18 protein-coding genes are annotated in these 19,287 nt (G+C 70.1%); 15 read left to right on the plus strand and 3 right to left on the minus strand.

What is annotated here, in order from left to right:
• Positions 1-104: 104 nt before the first annotated feature.
• The 3 genes from ACZ7JA_RS31985 (at position 105) to ACZ7JA_RS31995 (ending at position 2,993) form a co-directional block, all read left to right on the plus strand.
• Positions 105-1,424 carry an MFS transporter gene (locus ACZ7JA_RS31985; protein ID WP_389298336.1) on the plus strand — a complete coding sequence of 440 codons (1,320 nt, stop codon included), beginning with the start codon at positions 105-107 and terminating at the stop codon, positions 1,422-1,424.
• A gap of 101 nt (positions 1,425-1,525) precedes the next feature.
• A complete protein-coding gene (locus ACZ7JA_RS31990) occupies positions 1,526-2,371 on the plus strand; it encodes an aldo/keto reductase (RefSeq protein ID WP_470811847.1) in 846 nt (281 codons plus the stop codon).
• 13 nt (positions 2,372-2,384) lie between these two features.
• The gene (locus ACZ7JA_RS31995) at positions 2,385-2,993 is read left to right on the plus strand and encodes an NADPH-dependent FMN reductase (protein ID WP_389450615.1); all 609 of its coding nucleotides are present in this window, start codon (positions 2,385-2,387) and stop codon (positions 2,991-2,993) included.
• Between the two features lie 29 nt (positions 2,994-3,022).
• Here ACZ7JA_RS31995 and ACZ7JA_RS32000 read toward each other — a convergent pair whose 3' ends face one another.
• The 3 genes from ACZ7JA_RS32000 to ACZ7JA_RS32010 all read right to left on the minus strand — a co-directional run bounded on the left by ACZ7JA_RS32000 (position 3,023) and on the right by ACZ7JA_RS32010 (position 5,304).
• The gene (locus ACZ7JA_RS32000; RefSeq protein WP_389450618.1) at positions 3,023-4,078 is read right to left on the minus strand and encodes an LLM class oxidoreductase; all 1,056 of its coding nucleotides are present in this window, start codon (positions 4,076-4,078) and stop codon (positions 3,023-3,025) included.
• A gap of 44 nt (positions 4,079-4,122) precedes the next feature.
• Positions 4,123-4,713: a DsbA family protein gene (locus ACZ7JA_RS32005; RefSeq protein WP_470811850.1), complete on the minus strand. Its 591-nt coding sequence runs from the start codon at positions 4,711-4,713 to the stop codon at positions 4,123-4,125.
• Positions 4,714-4,926: 213 nt separating this feature from the next.
• Complete coding sequence (locus ACZ7JA_RS32010) at positions 4,927-5,304, minus strand: DUF2267 domain-containing protein (protein WP_389298343.1); 378 nt, start codon at positions 5,302-5,304, stop codon at positions 4,927-4,929.
• A gap of 715 nt (positions 5,305-6,019) precedes the next feature.
• Here ACZ7JA_RS32010 and ACZ7JA_RS32015 point away from each other — a divergent pair.
• The 12 genes from ACZ7JA_RS32015 to ACZ7JA_RS32070 all read left to right on the plus strand — a co-directional run bounded on the left by ACZ7JA_RS32015 (position 6,020) and on the right by ACZ7JA_RS32070 (position 18,236).
• Positions 6,020-6,469: a DUF1931 family protein gene (locus ACZ7JA_RS32015; RefSeq protein WP_389298345.1), complete on the plus strand. Its 450-nt coding sequence runs from the start codon at positions 6,020-6,022 to the stop codon at positions 6,467-6,469.
• 208 nt (positions 6,470-6,677) lie between these two features.
• Entirely contained in the window at positions 6,678-7,244 is a 567-nt protein-coding gene (locus tag ACZ7JA_RS32020; RefSeq protein WP_389450621.1) for a type 1 glutamine amidotransferase domain-containing protein, read from the plus strand.
• Positions 7,245-7,751: 507 nt separating this feature from the next.
• Positions 7,752-9,656, plus strand: a complete 1,905-nt coding sequence (gene dnaK / locus ACZ7JA_RS32025; RefSeq protein ID WP_470811853.1) for a molecular chaperone DnaK — start codon at positions 7,752-7,754, stop codon at positions 9,654-9,656.
• Positions 9,657-9,666: 10 nt separating this feature from the next.
• Complete coding sequence (locus ACZ7JA_RS32030) at positions 9,667-10,251, plus strand: nucleotide exchange factor GrpE (RefSeq protein WP_470811855.1); 585 nt, start codon at positions 9,667-9,669, stop codon at positions 10,249-10,251.
• A 6-nt stretch (positions 10,252-10,257) separates the two neighbouring features.
• Positions 10,258-11,196, plus strand: a complete 939-nt coding sequence (locus tag ACZ7JA_RS32035; protein ID WP_470811857.1) for a DnaJ C-terminal domain-containing protein — start codon at positions 10,258-10,260, stop codon at positions 11,194-11,196.
• Positions 11,193-11,567, plus strand: a complete 375-nt coding sequence (locus ACZ7JA_RS32040) for a chaperone modulator CbpM (RefSeq protein ID WP_389450630.1) — start codon at positions 11,193-11,195, stop codon at positions 11,565-11,567. The genes ACZ7JA_RS32035 and ACZ7JA_RS32040 overlap by 4 nt, the downstream gene beginning before the upstream one ends.
• Positions 11,558-14,197, plus strand: coding sequence for an ATP-dependent chaperone ClpB (gene clpB, locus ACZ7JA_RS32045; protein WP_389298354.1), 2,640 nt, complete (start codon positions 11,558-11,560; stop codon positions 14,195-14,197). Before ACZ7JA_RS32040 ends, clpB begins: the two co-directional genes overlap by 10 nt.
• Entirely contained in the window at positions 14,194-14,640 is a 447-nt protein-coding gene (trxA, locus tag ACZ7JA_RS32050) for a thioredoxin (RefSeq protein WP_389298356.1), read from the plus strand. Before clpB ends, trxA begins: the two co-directional genes overlap by 4 nt.
• A gap of 5 nt (positions 14,641-14,645) precedes the next feature.
• Entirely contained in the window at positions 14,646-14,909 is a 264-nt protein-coding gene (locus tag ACZ7JA_RS32055) for a UBP-type zinc finger domain-containing protein (protein WP_351669387.1), read from the plus strand.
• Positions 14,909-16,720 (plus strand): FAD-dependent oxidoreductase, encoded by a 1,812-nt coding sequence (locus ACZ7JA_RS32060; protein ID WP_470811860.1) that lies wholly within the window; start codon positions 14,909-14,911, stop codon positions 16,718-16,720. Before ACZ7JA_RS32055 ends, ACZ7JA_RS32060 begins: the two co-directional genes overlap by 1 nt.
• Before the next feature lie 214 nt (positions 16,721-16,934).
• Complete coding sequence (locus tag ACZ7JA_RS32065; RefSeq protein WP_470811862.1) at positions 16,935-17,468, plus strand: hypothetical protein; 534 nt, start codon at positions 16,935-16,937, stop codon at positions 17,466-17,468.
• A 42-nt stretch (positions 17,469-17,510) separates the two neighbouring features.
• Entirely contained in the window at positions 17,511-18,236 is a 726-nt protein-coding gene (locus ACZ7JA_RS32070; protein ID WP_470811864.1) for an alpha/beta fold hydrolase, read from the plus strand.
• Positions 18,237-19,287 lie beyond the last annotated feature (1,051 nt).

The raw sequence follows: 19,287 nt of genomic DNA on the forward strand, positions 1-19,287 counted from the left end.
AGCAAAAACATTCGTTGGCGCTGATTCTGGCTGGTGAGGAGGATGGAGGAACGCCATCCGCTTCCGCTCGAGGAGGGGTACTCCTGCCTGCCGTACCGACGCCGTTGAGCCGTCCCACAGCCGACGCTCCCGACAACCCGACCCACCGAATCCAAGCGCCCGCTCCCGACGGCCTGCCGCCGCGCGCCCCCGCCCGGCGCCGTGCCACGCACACGACCGGTTTCTGGTTCGTGGCGGTGGCCTTCACCGTGCTGATGGCCTTCGGCACCGCGCCTACCCCTCTGTGGCCGCTGTACGAGGCCCGGGACCACTTCGGCGCGACCACGGTCACGGTGGCGTACGCCTCGATGGTCGTGGGCGCAGCGGCCGCCTTCCTAGGACTGGGACACCTGTCGGACCGGCTCGGCCGGCGGCGCATCATCGTCCCGGCGCTGCTCGTCGGTATCGTCGCGTCGGTCGTACTGATGGTGTGGCGGGACCTGCCGGGGCTGATAGCGGGCAGAATCCTGAACGGTGCCGGACTGGGGCTCATGGCCTCGACCGCGACGACGTACCTGCACGACCTCCACCACGAGGCCCGTCCGGACCGGACGGGTTCGGTGCTGCCCGGCATCGTGGCCACCGCCGCCAACCTCGGCGGCTTGGCCTCAGGGCCCCTGGTCGCCGGAGCCGCCGCCGAATGGCTTCCCACCCCCCTGGTCACCGCCCAGGCGATCTTCACGCTCGCCATGGCAGTGTGCCTGGCGCTGGTGCTGTGCACCCCGGAGACCGTGGACCGGGAGTTGCCCGCGGCCGAACCGCCCACCCGGTTCGTCCTGCGCCCCGGCGCCCGGCGGGCCTTCGGCGCGGCCGGCGCGCTGGGTGCCTTCGCCTTCGCGATCCTTGGCCTGATCTCCTCCCTCGGGGCGAGCGTGCTCCACGGCACCCTGCACACCGACTCTCCCCTCATGGTCGGCCTGGCGGCCTTCCTCATGTTCGGTTCCGCGGCGGCCGCCCAGCTGGTGCTGGGACGCCTCCCGCTGCCTCGGGTCCTGACGGTGGGGGCAGTGGTCTTTCCGGTCGGCCTGGTCCTGTGCGCCGTCGCCCTCTACCACCCCGCGCTCTGGCTCTACCTGGTCGCCGTGTCTCTCTCGGGAGCCGGCTCCGGGCTGCTGTTCAAGGGAGGAGTCGAACGTGCCGGTTCAGTGGCCGAGCCCGCCTCACGCGCGGGGGTCCTCGCCGTGTTCTTCGTCGTCGCGTACCTCGGAATGGGCCTGCCCTCCGTCCTGTTCAGCATCGCCCTGCGGCACTTCGCCGTGCAGACCGCGATGATCGGCTTCGCGACGGTCCTCTCCTGCGGCGCCGTTGTGTCGGTGACCGTCGCGTTGCGCGATCGCCCACCGGGTCCCGGCGAGCTCTCGGCGCAGTCCGCTCGCCCCTCCTGACCTCCGTGTGGCGGATGCGGCACGGCTGTCTGGGAGGCGCGGACCTGGGCACTCGGTGCGGGTGCGCGTGACACGCATCCGCGGCGGACGGGAGGCCCGGGATGTCTGCGGAATCGGCCAGAACGATTGCGCTCCCCTCCGGTGAGGAGATCGCGGCGCTCGGGCAGGGCACCTGGTACCTGGGCGAGGACCCGGCCCGGCGTGAACAGGAGATCGCCGCGCTGCGGCTGGGCGTGGACCTGGGCATGACCGTCGTCGACACGGCTGAGATGTACGGCGACGGCGCAGCCGAGGAGCTTGTCGGGGAAGCCCTCGGGGGACACCGGGAAGAGGTCTTCCTCATCAGCAAGGTGCTGCCCGGCCACGCCGACCGGAAGGGCACCGTCGCCGCCTGCGAGCGCAGCCTGCGGCGGCTCCGTACGGAACGGCTGGATCTGTACCTGCTGCACTGGCGGGGACGGTGGCCGCTCGAGGAGACCCTTGCGGGATTCACCGACCTGATGGAGGAGGGGAAGATCCGTTCCTGGGGCGTGAGCAATCTGGACGTCGCCGACATGGTCGAGCTGACCGCTCTCCCCGGTGGGGACGGCGCGGCCGTCGACCAGGTGCTGTACAACCTCTCCCGGCGCGGCATCGAGTGGGATCTGCTTCCCTGGTGCCGCGAGGCCGGGGTGACGGTCATGGCCTACTCTCCCATCGAGCAGGCCCGACTCGTGAAGGTCGAGGCACTGGGTGCCGTGGCCCGGGCCCTCGGAGCAACGCCGGCCCAGGTGGCACTCGCCTGGGTGCTGGAGCAGGGGGCGGCCGCGATCCCGCGTTCCGGATCGCCCGGCCACGTTCGGGAGAACCGCGGCGCGGTGGACCTCCACCTTCCCACCGAGGCGCTCGACGCCCTCGACGAGGCGTTCCCGCCGCCCGGCGGGCCCACGCCCCTGGAGATGCTCTGAAGGAGTTGACAGGATGGCGCGCCCACTCGTCGTCGGAATGGGAGGTTCGTTGCGTACCCCGTCGACCAGCCTCACCGCACTGTGTGTTGCGGTCGAGGGGGCGGCCGATGCGGGCGCCGACACCCAGGTGATCGACCTCAAGCGGCTGAATGTCCCGTTCTACACGTCCGAGCACGGGATCCCTCCGTCCGCCCGCCGGCTTGCGGACACCGTTCAGGCCGCCGACGCCCTGCTGTGGAGCAGCCCGACCTACCACGGGTCGGTCAGCGGCGCGTTCAAGAACGCGGTGGACTGGCTCGCCCTCCTGGCCGACAACGACCCGCCCTACCTCAGCAACAAACCTGTGGGGATGCTGACAACCGCCGGTGGAGTGCAGGGCCTGCAGGCGATCAACGCGATGGAGTTCATCGTGCGGTCGCTGCGCGGCTGGGCCGTGCCGCTGGTGTTCGCAGTCCCGCGGTCCTCCCGGGCCTTCGACGGCGACGGACGTCTCACCGACCAGGCGGTCGCGGATCAATTGCGCGGCCTCGGCGCGGAGGTGACCAGCGCGGCCCTGCAGTTCCGGGCGGAGGGCACGTGCGACTACGCGCAGGAGCGGCCGGCCGGGGCCGTCCGGGACTGAGTACACAGGGGGTCCGGGGTCGTGCTTGCTCAGGGTCCGGTTCGCTCCACGGGCCGCCGGTGCTCGCCGCGCGCGCCCAAATGCCCGGGCGGGAAGTGCGGAAGCACGTGTTCGGCCAGTTCGTCGATCACTTCGGCGACCGGACGTCGGCTGTGCTTGAAATTGATCATCAGCTGGTCGATGCCGATGTCCTGCCAGGCCCGCATCATCGCCAGGAACGACACCCGGCCCACCGAAAAGCCCTGGTGGATGCGCCGGGGCAGGGTCAGCGGGTCCTCGGTCAGGTCCAGATAGGTGGCCTGTGCGTACGGCTTGAACCCACCGCCGTCGCCTTCGGTCAGCTCTCGCCACCGCTGGATGTTCTCGGCCTGCTGCTGGAGCGGCGGGGTGTAGTACAGCCAGCCGTCCGTGTTGTCGGCGATCCACCGGACGTCCTGCCTGCCGCGTCCCGTCATCAGTACGGGGATCCGCCGGTACACCGGCTTGGGCAGCAGATCGGTGCCGCGCATCCGGCCGAGCGGCGATTCCACGTGCGGGAAACGGTGCTCGAGGACGACACGGAAGTACTCCAGCGACCGCCGGAACCTCTCGGCCCGGTCGCCCAGGTCCTGACCGACGGCCGGGAACTCCACGGGTCGGTCACCGGTGGCCACCCCGAGCAGGAGCCGGCCGCCTGACAGCTGGTCCACCGAGGCGGCCGCCTTCGCGGTGTGCAGTGGATGCCGCAGCGGCATGACGATGCTGGCGGTCCCCAGTGTGATCGAGGTGGTGCGGGCACTGAGCTGCCCCAGGTACACCCACGGGTCGAAGACCTGCCCGGCGTCCCCGAAGCTCGGGTCCAACAGCGGCACGTCGCGAACCCACACCGACGCGAAGCCGGCCCGCTCGGCCTGCTGGATCCGCTCGATATGCCCGGCCAGGGACGGCACGGGCCCGTCGAATCCCTCCAGGGGCGTAATGGCGCCCACGGTCATCCTGCCGCCGGGATACGCCCTGGCCATGGCTGCGTGCTCGGAGAACGGCCGCTGCGTCGCGCCTTCGACGTCCACGGGTGCGTTGGCTGAGGGAACTGTCGGTTCTGTCATGCGAACCTCCGGTGAATCGGCCGTGTCCGGGTCCTTATCCCGCCTCATCCGCCGCCACCGGCATGGGCGGCGCGCACCGCGGCAAGGATGGTGTGCGGGTTGGCCGGCACCGGTACGCCTTGGACCGCCACGGTCGGCGTTCCCCCTACGCCCCGCTGGACGGCGGTCTCCGTCACATAGGAGCTCCAGTCGAGGTAGACGCCCTGCCGGACGCACGCGGCGAACGAGCTGTCCCCTAGTCCCACCGCGCGGCCGAGCTCGATCAGTTCGTCGTCGGACAGGCCCGGCCCGCCCTCGGGGGGCTGGTTGGCGAACAGCGCGTACAGGTACTCCATGAAGTGGCCGCCATCGGCCGCGCAGCCCGACGCCGCCGAGGCACGGGAGGAGTAGCGGGTGGTGGACAGGCCGTCGAGGAAACCCATCGGGTGGTAGACGAGACGGATTGCCTCGTTCGCCGCCAACTCGTCCAGGATCGGCCCGCTCTTACCCTCGAACTGCTTGCAGAACGGGCACAGAAAGTCGATGAAGGCATCCACCTGTACCGGGCCGGCTGCGACGACGATGCCGTCCCCGCTCGGCGAGGAACTGGTCGGAACGCGCGAGGGCGAGCTGATGCGGGGCGTCTGAGTACTCATGCCGGATCCTCTGTCGTGAAGTCGATGGAATGGGTGTCATGACACGCGACGGGAACGGCGAGCAGGCCACGGGCCAAGAGCCCGCCGCATGCGTCGGGCCCTCGCATGCGGCACCGGGAAGACGCCTGTGCCGCGGCACTGCTTCGGGCCTCCGTGAGCACGGCCGATTCCGTCTTACGCCGATGGCGCCGGCCTCGTCGGTCTTGGCTCCTCCTAGCCCGGGGCGCCGACGAGAGCCTCGAAGTCCCGGGGAAGCTGGGACATCACCTGGCGGAACTCGCCCTCACTGACCGCGTCCCTCAGGGTGCTCAGCTCGGCACGTACACCCTCGCGGGCCTCGTCCGGGCTCACCTCTGCTCGCCTGCTCACCCGATTGATGAACTCGTCGAGTCCGAAGGCCTCGGCCTCCGGAGTGGGAGAGACCAGCGGTTCCTTCAGCGGCTTGGGCAGTTCGGACGCGAGGTCCTCCGCCTCACCCCTGGTGAGCCGCTCGGCCAGTGTTGCCAGGGTGGCGCGAGTGAGGGGCTCGGCCTTTTCCGAGGGGACAGGGGCACGCCGGGTGACGGTGTCGAGGAAGGTGTCGTAGTCCATGAGCGGTCCTTTTCCTGAAGCGGGCTGATGCGCGCCATGGTGCGGGCGCCTCAGCAGAGGCCGTCTCCATGCTCCGGATACGGGCCACACCATGCCTGCTCCCGGCGGGCGGAAAAGCCGCGGGAGCCATAGACCTCCGAGCACAAGTGCAGACGGCCTCCGCGGCGGCAAAGGGGACACCGGCGCCGGTCTGCCGGATGTGTGTCAGGGCACCGTACGTGTAGGCGCGTCGGCTAGGTCGTGTCCGCAAAGTCGCGTCGTTCGCCCGTAGGGCGGGCGTCGCGGCGTCCGGTGCGTGCTCTGGGGGTCCCCCCGGCCGAAGGCTGGGGGAGTGCCGGCCGGATGCCCTCGTACTGGGTGTACTCGGGCTTTCGGCCGGTGCGGCGAGAGTGCGTGCCGGGCGTCGTGACGCAGACGCGACTTTGCGGACACGGCCTAGCCCTTCGCCGCGTTTCCGGCCGACCCGCTCGGCGTCGAGAGCGTTCGACGGCGGGCTGTCGACCGATGTGCGTTGCCCGTCGGAGCGCCCCGACACGGTCCCGCTTCGCCAAGTCGGCCATGCTGCTCTGCCAGGGTGGAAGGGGGTGTTCATTTTCGGCCTGGGATGCGGAGGCGCTCAGCAGGCGGGCTCTGCGAATCTCGACCGGTAACAGCCGATGGCGGCGCCGGCCGGAGCGCACGACGCCGTCCGGTTCCCGGTGAGGAGGCGAGAGGCATGACCGTGATGGCTGTGTCGAAGTTCGAGAGGTTCTTCCGCGCCGCCGCAGGGCTCGACGTGGACAAGAACGACCTCAAGCGGTACGGCGACTTCGTCGACGCCAAGCTCTACGACCTCTTGGTCGTCGGCCAGGCCTCGGCTCAGGCCAACGGCCGGGACACCGTCGAACCGTGGGACCTACCGATCACCAAGGGCCTCCAGGAAAGCATCCACCGGTTCCGGCGGCTCGACGAGGAGGTCGATCTGAAGCCGAACCTGGACCAGCTCGCCGCGCACCCTCCGCTCGACAGGACGCCCACCCAGGAGACCGAAGAGCGCTACCCCGAGATCATCGGCGGTCTCAGCGTCGCCCTCGCCGAGACGTTCAAGATCCTGTACCCGGATGTCAAGAACCCGCAGGCCAGCCACTGGGACGGCGTGACCGCGGTGTTCGACCGGCTGCTGTAGCAGTCGCGCCCCGGTGCATGTCACCGGTCCGAACCGACATGCCGAGGTCCTCGGCGCGCGTGTCGAAGGACCGGGGACTGCGAGCCGCGGCCGAGGGTGCCCTGAGCATGTATCAGCCGGAGCTGCCGTCCGGGTGACGGACGGGCCCTGCCGGGTGTCCCTGCCGCTCGCGTCGTACAACCAGCGACTCGTGAAGGGAGCCGTAACAATGACACAGGAACTGCAGGGGATGCGGGTGGCGATTCTGGCCACCGACGGCGTTGAGCGCGTGGAACTCGACCAGCCGCGCGGTGCGCTGCAGGGCGCAGGGGCGAAGACCGAGATCGTCTCGCTCCATCCCGGCGAGATCCAGGCCCGCCAGTTTGACCTCAACGCGGCAGGAACCTTCCCCGTGGACCGCCTGGTCGCCGACGCCTCCGTCGACGACTACCACGCCCTGCTCCTGCCCGGCGGCACCATGAACCCCGACCAGCTGCGCATGAACCGCGACGCGGTGCAGTTCGTCAGGGACTTCATGGCCAGCGGGAAACCGGTCGCATCGATCTGCCACGGTCCGTGGACGTTGGCGGAAGCCGACGCCGTGCGCGGCCGCCGCCTGACGTCCTGGCCCAGCATCCGCACCGATCTGCGCAACGCCGGCGCGGAGGTCGTCGCCGACCAGGAGGTGGTCGTCGACGGACAGCTGGTCACCAGCCGCGGTCCGGCCGACCTGCCTGCCTTCTGCGCCGCCGTGGTGGAGCAGTTCGCCCGGGCGCACCATCCCATGCCCGGCTGAACCACGGGCCAGTCGCACCGGAAAGAGCAGCCCCTCTCCCGAACCGCGACCCCGAATCGTCCTCCCGCCTCCTGTCCTCGCAGACCGACCGCCGGTGCCACTTTTCGACTCGCTGGGCGCAGGCGGGGTGACCGGGCGAACAGCCATTCTGGGGCTTGTCGGGACCGCTCGGCGGTCCGTCGGCGTAAGGAGTGGCCATGACCGAGCAAGCCCCGCAGGGCCGTTGCCTCGTACTCGACGCACCAGGAAGCCGTCCGTGCCGTCGATCACCTCGCCGACCAGGGTTTCCCTGACGCCGTGGTGGACGAGGACGTCGCCGATGAGGCCGTCCTGCTGGTCGCTGGGCTGGACAGCGGGGCCGCCGCGAACACGGAGAGAGCCTCCTCCAGGGGTGGCCGCGCGCGCAGCGTCCCCGCCCCCAGCTGAACGAGTTTCGAGGCCGGGCGGACAGGGCCCGGCGGATGAACGGTCGCCGACGGACGTCGACCGCCGCGGAAGGAGTTCCTCATGGCCAAGGCAGTGGGCATCGACCTGGGCACCACCAACTCGGTGATCGCCGTGTGGGAGGGCGGCGAGCCGTCCGTCGTGCCCAACAGCGAGGGCAACCGTACGACACCGTCCGTGGTGGCCTTCACCGACACCGGGGAACGCCTGGTGGGCCAGCTGGCCCGGCGCCAGGCAATCCTCAACCCCAAGGGCACCATCTACTCGGCCAAGCGGTTCATCGGCCGGCATTTCGACGAAATCCCCGACGAGGCCAAGGCCGTCACCTACGACGTCGTCCCGGGAGACAACGGCGAGGCCCGCTTCAAGGTGCGTGACAAGCTGTACGCGCCTGAGGAGATCAGCGCCCTGGTGCTGCGCAAACTCGCCGACGACGCCTCCAAGCAGCTGGGGGAGCGGGTCACGGAGGCGGTCATCACGGTGCCCGCCTACTTCAACGACGCCCAGCGCACCGCGACCCGGGATGCCGGACGGATCGCGGGGCTGGAAGTGCTGAGGATCATCAACGAGCCGACGGCGGCCGCCCTCGCGTACGGCATGGACAAGAAGCAGCACGAAACCGTCCTCGTCTTCGACCTGGGCGGCGGCACCTTCGACGTGAGCATCCTCGATGTCGGCGACGGCGTGGTCGAGGTGCGTTCCACGGCGGGTGACAGCCATCTGGGCGGCGACGACTTCGACCGGCGTCTGGTCGACTACCTCGCGGACGACTTCCAGAAGGAGAACGGCATCGACTTGCGCAAGGACCCGCAAGCGCTGCAACGCCTGTTCGAGGCGGCGGAGAAGGCCAAGACCGAGCTCAGCTCCGTCACCCAGACCCAGGTCAGCCTGCCGTTCATCACCGCGGACGCCTCCGGGCCCAAGCATCTCACCGACTCGATCATGCGGTCCACGTTCGAGCAGATCACCGGGGACCTCGTGGAGCGCTGCCTCGGTCCGGTCCAGCAGGCCATGGCCGACGCCAAGGTCGGCGAGGGCGACATCGACGAGGTCATCCTTGTCGGCGGTTCCACCCGCATCCCCGCCGTCCAGGCACTGGTGCGCCGGCTGACCGGCGGCAAGGAACCCAACATGAGCGTGAACCCCGATGAGGTCGTGGCCCTGGGCGCCGCGATCCAGGCCGGGGTGCTCAAGGGCGAGGTCAAGGACGTCCTGCTGCTCGACGTCACCCCCCTGTCGCTGGGCGTGGAGACGCGCGGCGGAGTGATGACGAAGATCATCGAGCGGAACACCACCATCCCGGTGCGCCGCAGCGAGACCTTCTCCACCGCCGAGGACAACCAGCCGGCCGTCGACATCGTCGTCCTGCAGGGCGAGCGCGAGCGGGCCGCTGACAACCGGGTCCTCGGCCGGTTCCAGCTCACCGACATCCGGCCGGCGCCGCGGGGCGAACCGCAGATCGAGGTCACCTTCGACATCGACGCCAACGGCATCCTCAACGTCAGCGCGCGCGACAAGGACACCGGTAAGGAACAGGGCATCACCATCAGCGAGAGCTCCAACCTGGACCGGAGCGAGGTCGAACGCATGGTCCAGGAGGCTGAGACCAACCGGGGCCAGGACCAGGCACTCCGCGAGGCCGTCGACGCCCGAAACGAACTTGACGCGATCGCCTACCAGGTCGAGAAGCGTCTGAACGAACTGGCCGACGCCGCGCCCGCGCACGAAAAGGCGCGTGCCGAGATGCTGGTGGCAGAGGCCCGCGACGCGGTCAAGAACGAGGCCGGAGTGGACAAGGTCAGGCCGCTGATCTCCGAACTCCAGCAGGTCTACGCCGGGCTCACCGCCCACCAGGCCGAAGCCGCGGCGGCGAGTGGTCCCTCGGACGCCTCCGGGCCGGACGCCTCCAGGCCGGGCGGTGCCGGCGCCGACGAAGACGTGGTTGACGCCGAGTTCGACAAGGGCTGAGGTACTCGCCATGCCGATCCCTCCCCAGGACCGATCGTCCGACCTGCCGCCCGAAGGCGCCGCACAACCACCGCAGGGCCACCTGCCAGAGCCCGCGCCGCCGACCACGGAGGCCGAACCGGGGCCCGACGCGGCCACCGGTCCGGCCGGCGGCGAGGACGAGTACGCGGCCGCGCTTAAAGAGGTCGAGGACCGCTGGCGGCGTGCTCTCGCCGATCTGGACAACCTGCGCAAGCGACACGCCAGGGAACTGGACCGGGAGCGCGCGGTCGAACGCGCCCGCACGGCCGCGGCCTTCCTTCCCGTCATCGACAACCTGGAACTCGCTTTGACCCACGCGGGCTCCGATTCCGGGGCGATCGTCGAGGGGGTGCGCGCCGTGCGCGACCAGGCCGTGTCCGTCCTCGAACGCCTCGGTTTCGAGCGTCACGCCGAGACCGGCGTCCCGTTCGACCCCTCCCGGCACGAGGTCGTCGGCGTGGTCCAGGACCCCGACGCCGAACCGAACACCGTGGCGCAGGTGCTGCGCCCCGGCTACGGCGAGGCCGAGCGGCAGCTGAGGCCGGCCGCCGTGACCGTCGCCAAGCGGGAGTGAGCGGCCATGGCACGCGACTTCTACGAGGTTCTCGGGGTCCCGCGAGACGCCGACAAGGATGAGATCCAGCGGGCGTATCGCAAGCTGGCCCGCAAGTACCACCCAGACGTCAACAAGGACCCCGCGGCGGAGGAGCGGTTCAAGGAGATCAATGAGGCCTTCAGTGTCCTGTCCGACCCCGACCAGCGGGCCCGTTACGACCGCTTCGGCGAGGACTTCCGGAAGGTTCCAGAGGACTGGGAGGAGCGGGTCGGTGCCGGTGCGGGGCCCGGCGGCGGCTTCCGTTGGTCCACCGGGGACGGCCCCCGGGTCAGGTACGCCACCAGCGGCTTCGGTGCGGAGGGCGTCGACGTCGACGACCTGTTCGGCTCGTTCTTCGGGGGCGCCGGACGGGTGCGTGTCCCCGGAGCGGACCAGGAGGCCGAACTGCCGCTCACCGTCGAGGAGGCCTACCGGGGTGGCCGTCGCACCGTCACGCTCGCCGGTCCCACAGGGCAGCCGCGGCGGTACGAGGTCGACGTGCCACCGGGTGTCGTCGACGGGCAGCGTATCCGGCTGGCGGGCGAGGGCGGCCGGGGCAACGGTGACGCCCCCGCCGGGGACCTGTACCTGCGGGTGCGGATCCAACCGCACCCCCAGTTCCGCCTCGACGGCCGGGACGTGTATGTGCAGCTTCCGGTCACCCCCTGGGAGGCCGCGCTGGGTGCGACGGTTCCGGTGCCCACACCGGGCGGGGAGACGGCGAAGGTGAACGTGCCCGCCGGCTCGTCCAGCGGCCGGCGGCTGCGGCTGCGCGGTGAGGGCATGCCGAACCCGCGCGGCACGAACGGCAACCTCTACGCCGAACTCCGGATCATGGTGCCGTCCACGCTCGGCGACCGGGAGCGCGCACTCTTCGAGGAGCTCGCCGCCGTCTCCTCGTTCGACCCCAGGAGGACACGATGAGTGACCCACGCGCCGAGGCGCGCCAGGCGTCTCGGCTGACGGCTCCCGCGTCGGCACGCGTCCGGTACGCGATCGTGCCGGTGCCCAGGCTCTCTCTGCAGACCGTGGCCCGCCTCTCCGGGGTCCATCCCGACCTCATACGTCGGTTCGTCGCTCTGGGCCTGGTCGAGGCCGAGCGCGACGGCTCCGGAGGGCTGGTGTTCGAACCCACGGCACCGGCTGTCCTCGCCCGCGTCCAGCGGCTGCGCACCGGGCTGTGCCTCAACTACGCATCCATCGGCCTGGTGCTCGACCTGCTGGACCGCATCAGCATGCTCGAAGCCGCCCTGCGCCGCGCCGGTACGAGGAGTGAAACACCCCCATGGACATGAACCGTCTCACCCAGAAGTCCCAGGAAGCCCTCCAGGAGGCCCAGAGCGCGGCCGTCGGCATGGGGCAGACCGAGGTCGACGGGGAACACCTGCTGCTCGCGCTGCTCGATCAGGAGGACGGTCTGATCCCACGGCTGCTGCAACAGGCCGGCACCGAGCCGAAGGAGCTGCGCGCGGCCGTGCGCGAGGAACTCTCCCGCCGCCCGAAGGTCACCGGTCCCGGCGCGGCACCCGGCCAGGTCTTCGTCACTCAGCGCCTGTCCCGCCTGCTCGACGCCGCCGAGCGGGAGGCCAAACGCCTCAAGGACGAGTACGTGTCCGTGGAGCACCTCCTGCTCGCCCTGGCCGAGGAGGGCTCGGCGACCGCCGCCGGGCGCCTGCTCAAGGAGCACGGCGTGACCCGGGATTCGTTCCTGAGCGCGCTCACCCAGGTCCGCGGCAACCAGCGCGTCACCTCCGCCAACCCCGAAGTGGCCTACGAGGCCCTGGAGAAGTACGGCCGCGATCTCGTCCTCGAGGCTCGGTCCGGACGGCTGGACCCGGTCATCGGCCGTGATGCGGAGATCCGCCGCGTGACTCAGATCCTCAGCCGTAAGACCAAGAACAACCCCGTCCTCATCGGCGATCCCGGCGTCGGTAAGACCGCCATCGTCGAGGGCCTGGCCCAGCGCATCGTTCGCGGCGACGTCCCCGAGGGCCTGCGCGACAAGACGGTGTTCGCCCTCGACATGGGCTCCCTGGTCGCCGGCGCGAAGTACCGCGGCGAGTTCGAGGAACGCCTCAAGGCCGTGCTGTCCGAGGTGAAGGCCGCCCAGGGGCGCATCCTGCTCTTCGTCGACGAACTCCACACCGTCGTGGGCGCGGGTGCCGCCGAAGGGGCCATGGACGCGGGCAACATGCTCAAGCCGATGCTCGCCCGCGGCGAACTGCACATGATCGGCGCCACCACCCTCGACGAGTTCCGCAAGCACATCGAGAAGGACGCCGCCCTCGAACGCCGCTTCCAGCAGGTCCTGGTCGACGAGCCGAGCGTGGAGGACACCATCTCCATCCTGCGCGGACTGCGCGAACGTCTGGAGGTCTTCCACGGCGTGAAGATCCAGGACACCGCACTGGTCTCCGCGGCCACCCTCAGCCACCGCTACATCACCGACCGGTTCCTGCCCGACAAGGCCATCGACCTCGTCGACGAGGCGTGCGCCCGGCTGCGCACCGAGATCGACTCGATGCCCGCCGAACTCGACGAGATCACCCGCCGCGTCACCCGCCTGGAGATCGAGGAGGCGGCCCTGTCCAAGGAGACCGACGCCGCCAGCAAGAACCGCTTGGAGGAACTGCGCAAGGAACTGGCCGACCTGCGCGGCGAGGCCGACGCCAAGCGCGCCCAGTGGGAGGCCGAACGGCAGGCCATCCGCCGCGTACAGGAACTGCGCCAGGAACTGGAGCAGGTCCGCCTCGAGGCGGAGGAGGCCGAACGCGCCTACGACCTCAACCGCGCCGCCGAACTCCGTTACGGCCGCCTGCAGGACCTGGAGCGCCGGCTGAAGGCCGAGGAGGAGCAACTGGCCGCCAAACAAGGGCAGAACCGGCTGCTGCGCGAGGTCGTCACCGAGGAGGAGATAGCCGAGATCGTCGCAGCCTGGACCGGCGTCCCCGTCGCCCGTCTCCAGGAGGGCGAACGCGAGAAACTGCTGCGCCTCGACGAGATCCTGCGCGAGCGCGTCATCGGCCAGGACGAGGCCGTCAAACTCGTCGCCGACGCCATCATCCGCGCCCGCTCCGGCATCCGCGACCCGCGCCGCCCCATCGGCTCGTTCATCTTCCTCGGTCCCACCGGCGTGGGGAAGACCGAGCTGGCCAAGACCCTTGCGGCGGCCCTGTTCGACTCCGAGGAGAACATGGTTCGCCTCGACATGAGTGAGTACCAGGAGCGGCACACCGTCAGCCGGCTCATGGGCGCGCCACCCGGATACGTCGGCTATGAGGAAGGGGGCCAGCTCACCGAGGCCGTACGCCGCAAGCCGTACTCGGTCGTGCTGTTCGACGAGATCGAGAAGGCGCACACCGATGTCTTCAACACCCTGCTGCAGGTCCTCGACGACGGCCGCATCACCGACTCCCAGGGCCGCACCGTCGACTTCCGCAACACCGTGATCATCATGACGTCCAACATCGGCTCCGAGCACCTCCTCGACGGCGCCACCGCCGAGGGCGAGATCAAACCGGACGCCCGCGCCCTGGTGATGGGCGAGCTGCGCGGGCACTTCCGCCCGGAGTTCCTCAACCGCGTCGACGACATCGTGCTGTTCAGGCCGCTCGGTGAGCGGCAGATCGAGCGGATCGTGGAGCTGCAGTTCGACGAGCTGCGCCGCCGACTCGCCGAACGCCGCATTGCCGTTGAACTCACCCAAGCGGCGCGTGAGTTGATCGCCCACCAGGGATACGACCCGGTGTACGGGGCCCGGCCGCTGCGCCGCTACATCTCCCACGAGGTCGAGACGATGATCGGGCGCGCCCTTCTGCGCGGTGACGTCCAGGACGGCGCGACGGTCCGCGTCGACGCCGAACACGGAGAGCTGGTAGTCACCTACGACCAGCCCGAAGACGTGAAGGGAGCGCAGGCGGCATGAGCACGATGCAGGCGACGACCGTCAAATGTCCCCACTGCGGGCGCACCAACCGGGTGCCCGTGGCTGCGGAGGGCCGCCCTAAGTGCGGCCACTGCAAGCAGCACCTACCGTGGATGGTGGACGCGGGCGACGACGACTTCACCGAGGTCGCCGAGCGGGCCGACATCCCCGTCGTGGTTGATCTGTGGGCCACCTGGTGCGGCCCCTGCCGCATGGTCAGCCCCGCACTGGAGAAGGTCGCCACCGATCTCGCCGGCCGAATCAAACTCGTCAAGGTCGACGTCGACAAGAACCCGCGGCTGTCGCAGCGTTTCGAGGTCCAGGCCGTACCGACACTGTTGATCCTCGACCAGGGCGAGACAGTCGCCCGGCAGGCGGGGGCGGCGCCCGCCCCCGCTCTGCGCCACTGGGTGGAACAGTCGATCACCGCCCGGAAAGGGTGATCCGGATGACCCTGCATGCAGACCCCCACCTCGCGCTTGTCCGGCCGGTCCAGCCGCTGACCCCAGAAGGGTGTCAGGAGTGTCTGATGATCGGCGCCCCGTGGGTCCACCTGAGGCTCTGCCTGACCTGCGGGCACGTCGGCTGCTGCGACTCCTCGCCGAACAAGCACGCGCGCAAGCACGCGGCTGCCGTCGCCCATCCGGTCGTGCAGTCGTTCCAGCCCGGCGAGGAATGGCGCTGGTGCTTCGTTCACGAGGCGTTCGTCTGATGCCCGGCGACCAGTCGCTGCCGGGCGAAGAACCGGTGCCGGAAGCGGACGAGGCCGCCTTCTGGGAGACCCCGGACATCAACGGCGCGTACCCGCGCCTCACGGAGGACCAGATAGCACGTCTGGCGGAGCACGGGCAACGCCGGACCATGGCTCCGAACGACGTGCTGATCCGGGAGGGGGAGCGCTGCGAGACGTTCTTCGTCGTCCTCAGCGGTACCGTCGCCGTCGTCGAGGACCACGGCACTCCCGAGGAGCACGTGCTGCGCGTGCACGGCCCCGGTCGCTTCATCGGCGAACTCGGCCTGCTGTACGGACAAGTGGCCTTCTACACCGCTGTCGCCAGGGACCCGGGCGAGGTCCTCGTCGTCTCCTTGGACCAGTTGCGCCACCTGGTGTCCCAGGACTCCGCCATCGGGGACATCGTGCTGCGCGCCTGTCTGTGCCGTCGCGCGCTGCTCGTCGGCCAGGGCGCCGGCTTCCGCATCATCGGCTCGCGCTACTCGCCCGACACCAGACGGCTGCGCGAGTTCGCCGTCCGCAACCGGCTGCCGCACCGCTGGATCGACCTGGAGACCGACGAGGAGGCCGAGGAGCTGCTGCGCCGCTTCGGCGTCGGCCCGGCGGAGACACCACTCGTCATCTGGCGGGACACCACCCTGTTGCGCAATCCCAACAACGCGGAACTGGCCCGGCTCATCGGCCTGCCGTCACTGCCCGCCGGAAACCGACACGGCGACGTCCTCATCGTGGGCTCCGGACCCGCCGGCCTCGCCGCCGCGGTGTACGCCGCCTCCGAGGGCCTGAGCACCACGGTGGCGGAGGCGATGGCCACCGGAGGCCAGGCCGGCACGTCGTCCCGCATCGAGAATCTGCTCGGCTTCCCCTCCGGCATCTCCGGTGCCGAACTCACCGAACGCGCTGTGCTCCAGGCTGAGAAGTTCGGCGCCGGGATCAGCCTTCCACTGGAGGCGACCGGTCTGCATCGCAAGGACGACGACCACTACGTCGTGGCGTTCGCCGACGGCGGCGAGATCGCCGCCCGCGCGGTCGTCCTGGCCATGGGCGCCCGCTACCGCCGGCTCCAGGTGCCCGGCATCGAACGCCTGGAGGGAACGAGCGTGCACTACTCGGCGACCGTCTACGAGGCCCAGCAGTGCGGCGCCGATCCGGTGGCCGTCGTCGGCGGAGGCAACTCCGCGGGCCAGGCGGTGCTGTTCCTCGCCGGGTACGCGCCGAAGGTCCACCTGCTGGTCCGAGGAGCCAGCCTCGAGGCCAACATGTCCCGCTACCTGGTCGACCAGGTCGAGCGCCACCCGCGGGTGGAGGTCATGCTGCACACCGAGGTCACCGAGGTCATCGGCCAGGAAGTGCTGGAGGAGCTCGACGTGGTCGACAACCGCACGGGCGGGCACCGCCGGCTCGCGGTACGGAGCCTGTTCGTCTTCACCGGCGCCGAACCTCACACCGAGTGGCTCGCCGGCACCATCGCTCTCGACTCCCGCGGCTTCGTCCTCACCGGGCCGGAGGCCCAGGAAGCCTGCGCCCACCCCGAGGTGTGGCACGGCCGTGGGCGCTCGTGCATGACCCTGGAGACCAGCCTGCCCGGGGTCTTCGCGGTAGGGGACGTCCGTAGCGGCTCGGTGAAGCGGGTGGCCTCCGCGGCCGGTGAGGGCGCGATGGCCATCCACTTCGTGCACCGGCACCTGGGGCACTCGGCCGTACCCGGCACCACGGGCACGTCCGCTGTCGCGGGCCACTCGGACGTCTCCCCACGGATACGTCACAAGGAGTCCGCATGGCTCGCATGACGCATGACGCATGACGCATGGCGCCCGTCCGGCGCCACGGGGGTGGCGCGCTGCCGGGTGGACACTCCGCGGACGTTTCATGCCCGGGGCTGCGTGTCGAGTTGCGTGGGTGGCCACCGTGGCGGCGTAGGCGCTGATGCCGAGCAGCGTGCAGCAGCGAGCTGCCCAGCGGCGAGCAGCGGGGTGACGGTGGCGCCTGACCACTCCGGAGCACGTGGACGAGATCCTCGAACGCGGCGGCCTGGAGGCCCTGGTGGAGGCGGCACGGGAGCGTGGGGACTGGTTCTGTGCTGCGGGTGCGGTGCGGGGGTCGTGTGCGGTGGGGGAGTTCGGACGGGCCTGGACGGTGGTGGAGTCGTTCGCGGCTACTGGTTGGCAGCCGGCGTTGCGGGCGGGTGCCGACGTCCTGTTGCGGTGGGGCCGCGTCGACCAGGCGCTGGAGCTGGCGCACCCGAAGGGGTCGCAGGAGAACGTGGTCGAAGCGTGGCGGGACTACGCCGAGGCGCTGGTTCGGGCGGGGCGGGTGGACGTCGCGCTCGGCGTACTCGGCCCGCACCTGCGCGGCGGGCGCGTGATGGGGCCCCTGGTGGACATGACCGGGGGCCAGGGATGCGGCGAGCGGGTGTTGGAGCTGCCGGCCCCGATCGCCGAGGAGTTCCGGCGCGACCCTATTGAAGACCGGGGGCCGGGCCGTGCGGCTCAGTCCCCCGAGGTCTCACCGTGGTTGGTGTTTTTCGGCCGTTGGTGAACGTCGGACTCCGGCAGGACTGTTCCGCATATCGTCCGGAACATGGTTGATCAACGCTCGGTTGACGTGGGAGGGGTCCGGCTGGCCTATCAGGTGTCGGGTCCGTCGGATGTTCCGCCGCTCGTCCTGTTGCACGCGCTGGGCGAGGATGCCACCGACTGGGAGACGGTGGTGCCCGTCCTCGCCCGCAGCCGACGGGTGTACGCCCTCGATCTTCGCGGTCATGGCCGAAGCGACTGGCCGGGGGACTACTCGCTCGAACTCATGCTGGCCGACGTGCTTCGGTTCCTCGACACGTTGGGGCTTGGCCAAGTGGAACTGATCGGGCACTCCATGGGCGGGATCGTGGCCTACATGCTCGCGGAGGACCACCCGCAGCGGGTGAGCCGGCTCGTCCTGGAGGACGTTCCGATCCCGCGCCCCCGGGAGCAGACCACCCCGACCAGGCCGGACGGGGACCTGACCTTCGACTGGGAGATGGTGCTGGCCATCAGGCGCCAAATCGACATGCCTGACCCCAGGTGGCTGGAGCGACTCAGCGAAATCACCGCCGAGACCCTGGTGGTGGCCGGCGGCCCACGCAGCCATGTGCCCCAGGACGGTATCGCCGAGCTGGCCCGGCGTATCCCCGGCGGGCAAACGGTCACCATCCCGGTTGGCCACCTGATCCACCGCGCGGCGCCGGAGGCGTTCTTGGAAGCGATTTCAGCGTTCCTGCTGACGGAGCAGGAACGCCGCCCATGCCCGCCGACCAAGGACGCACAGTGACAGGCCGTGACGTGGAGACACCCGCACGGGTTCTTCGGGTGTGAGTACCAAGTGGGCCCGTGCGGCCTTGTCCCATCCTGTCTTCACCGGCATCTCCCGTGCACATCCCGGCGGTTCGAGGAGTTGGCTCCTGCCTGGCGGGCCCGTCGGGGTCCGCACTGCGTGAGCGTCGGGGCAGCGAGCGGCGCCGTGCCACCGGGGCCGGGCGCAAGCAGCAGGTCGGAGAGGCTCACGCGGTGGTGGCGGCCTTGTCCGTGGGCAACTCCGGGAAGCGGTTCTCCCACGCGTCGCGAAGGGGACGGCTGATCAACGTCCGCAGAATGGGCCACTGGGCGATGAGCAGGCCGCGGTCGAGGAAGGCGATCAGATCCTACTGCTGCCCCTCCGCCAGCACGGTGCGTGGCGAGCGTCCAGCAGTTCTGCGTAGGAGGTAAGACAGCAACCCAAGCACGAACGCCTGTGCCCGGCGCCGTGTCACGATCGCCTCCTCGGTCTCGCGCACTTCGTACTTCCGCCACCCACGCACCGACGGTCGGTAATCACTGTCCGGCCTCTTGAAGACAACCGCCTTGAGCCCGACCGGCCCCCACGTCAGTCACTAGCGGTGGTCTCCCGTGCACTGCCCGACCGGCCACCGGAGGAGACCTACCGGCGCGTACTGGAGCTACTGGCCGAGAGGCCCCGGTCGTCCAGGCTCCTCCTCCCGCCTGCGCTCGTTCGCCGCCGTGAGGCCGGTGTCTCCGCGTCGGGGTCCTCCCGCAGTTTCTGCTGGGCGGTCGCGAGGATCCGTCGGCGGTTGGAGTGAGCATCCTTGCGCTGCACTATATGCCCGGGATGTCGGGCGTCTGCATGGTTCTTTCTCTCCACGGTTACGGGAAGCGTGGGCGCCGGTGCGCCCTCACGCACCGGCGCCCATTCACCCTTGCCCAGGGTGGCTTGTCGTCCTGCTGACGGGTGTCAGGGGACGAGGATGAGGCGGATCGGGTCGCCGATCTTGTTCTCCAGCCGGCTGACCGCGTTGGCCGCGTCGACGAGCGGGATGTGGTCGGTG

It is taken from the genome of Streptomyces sp. NPDC038135, assembly GCF_055601245.1.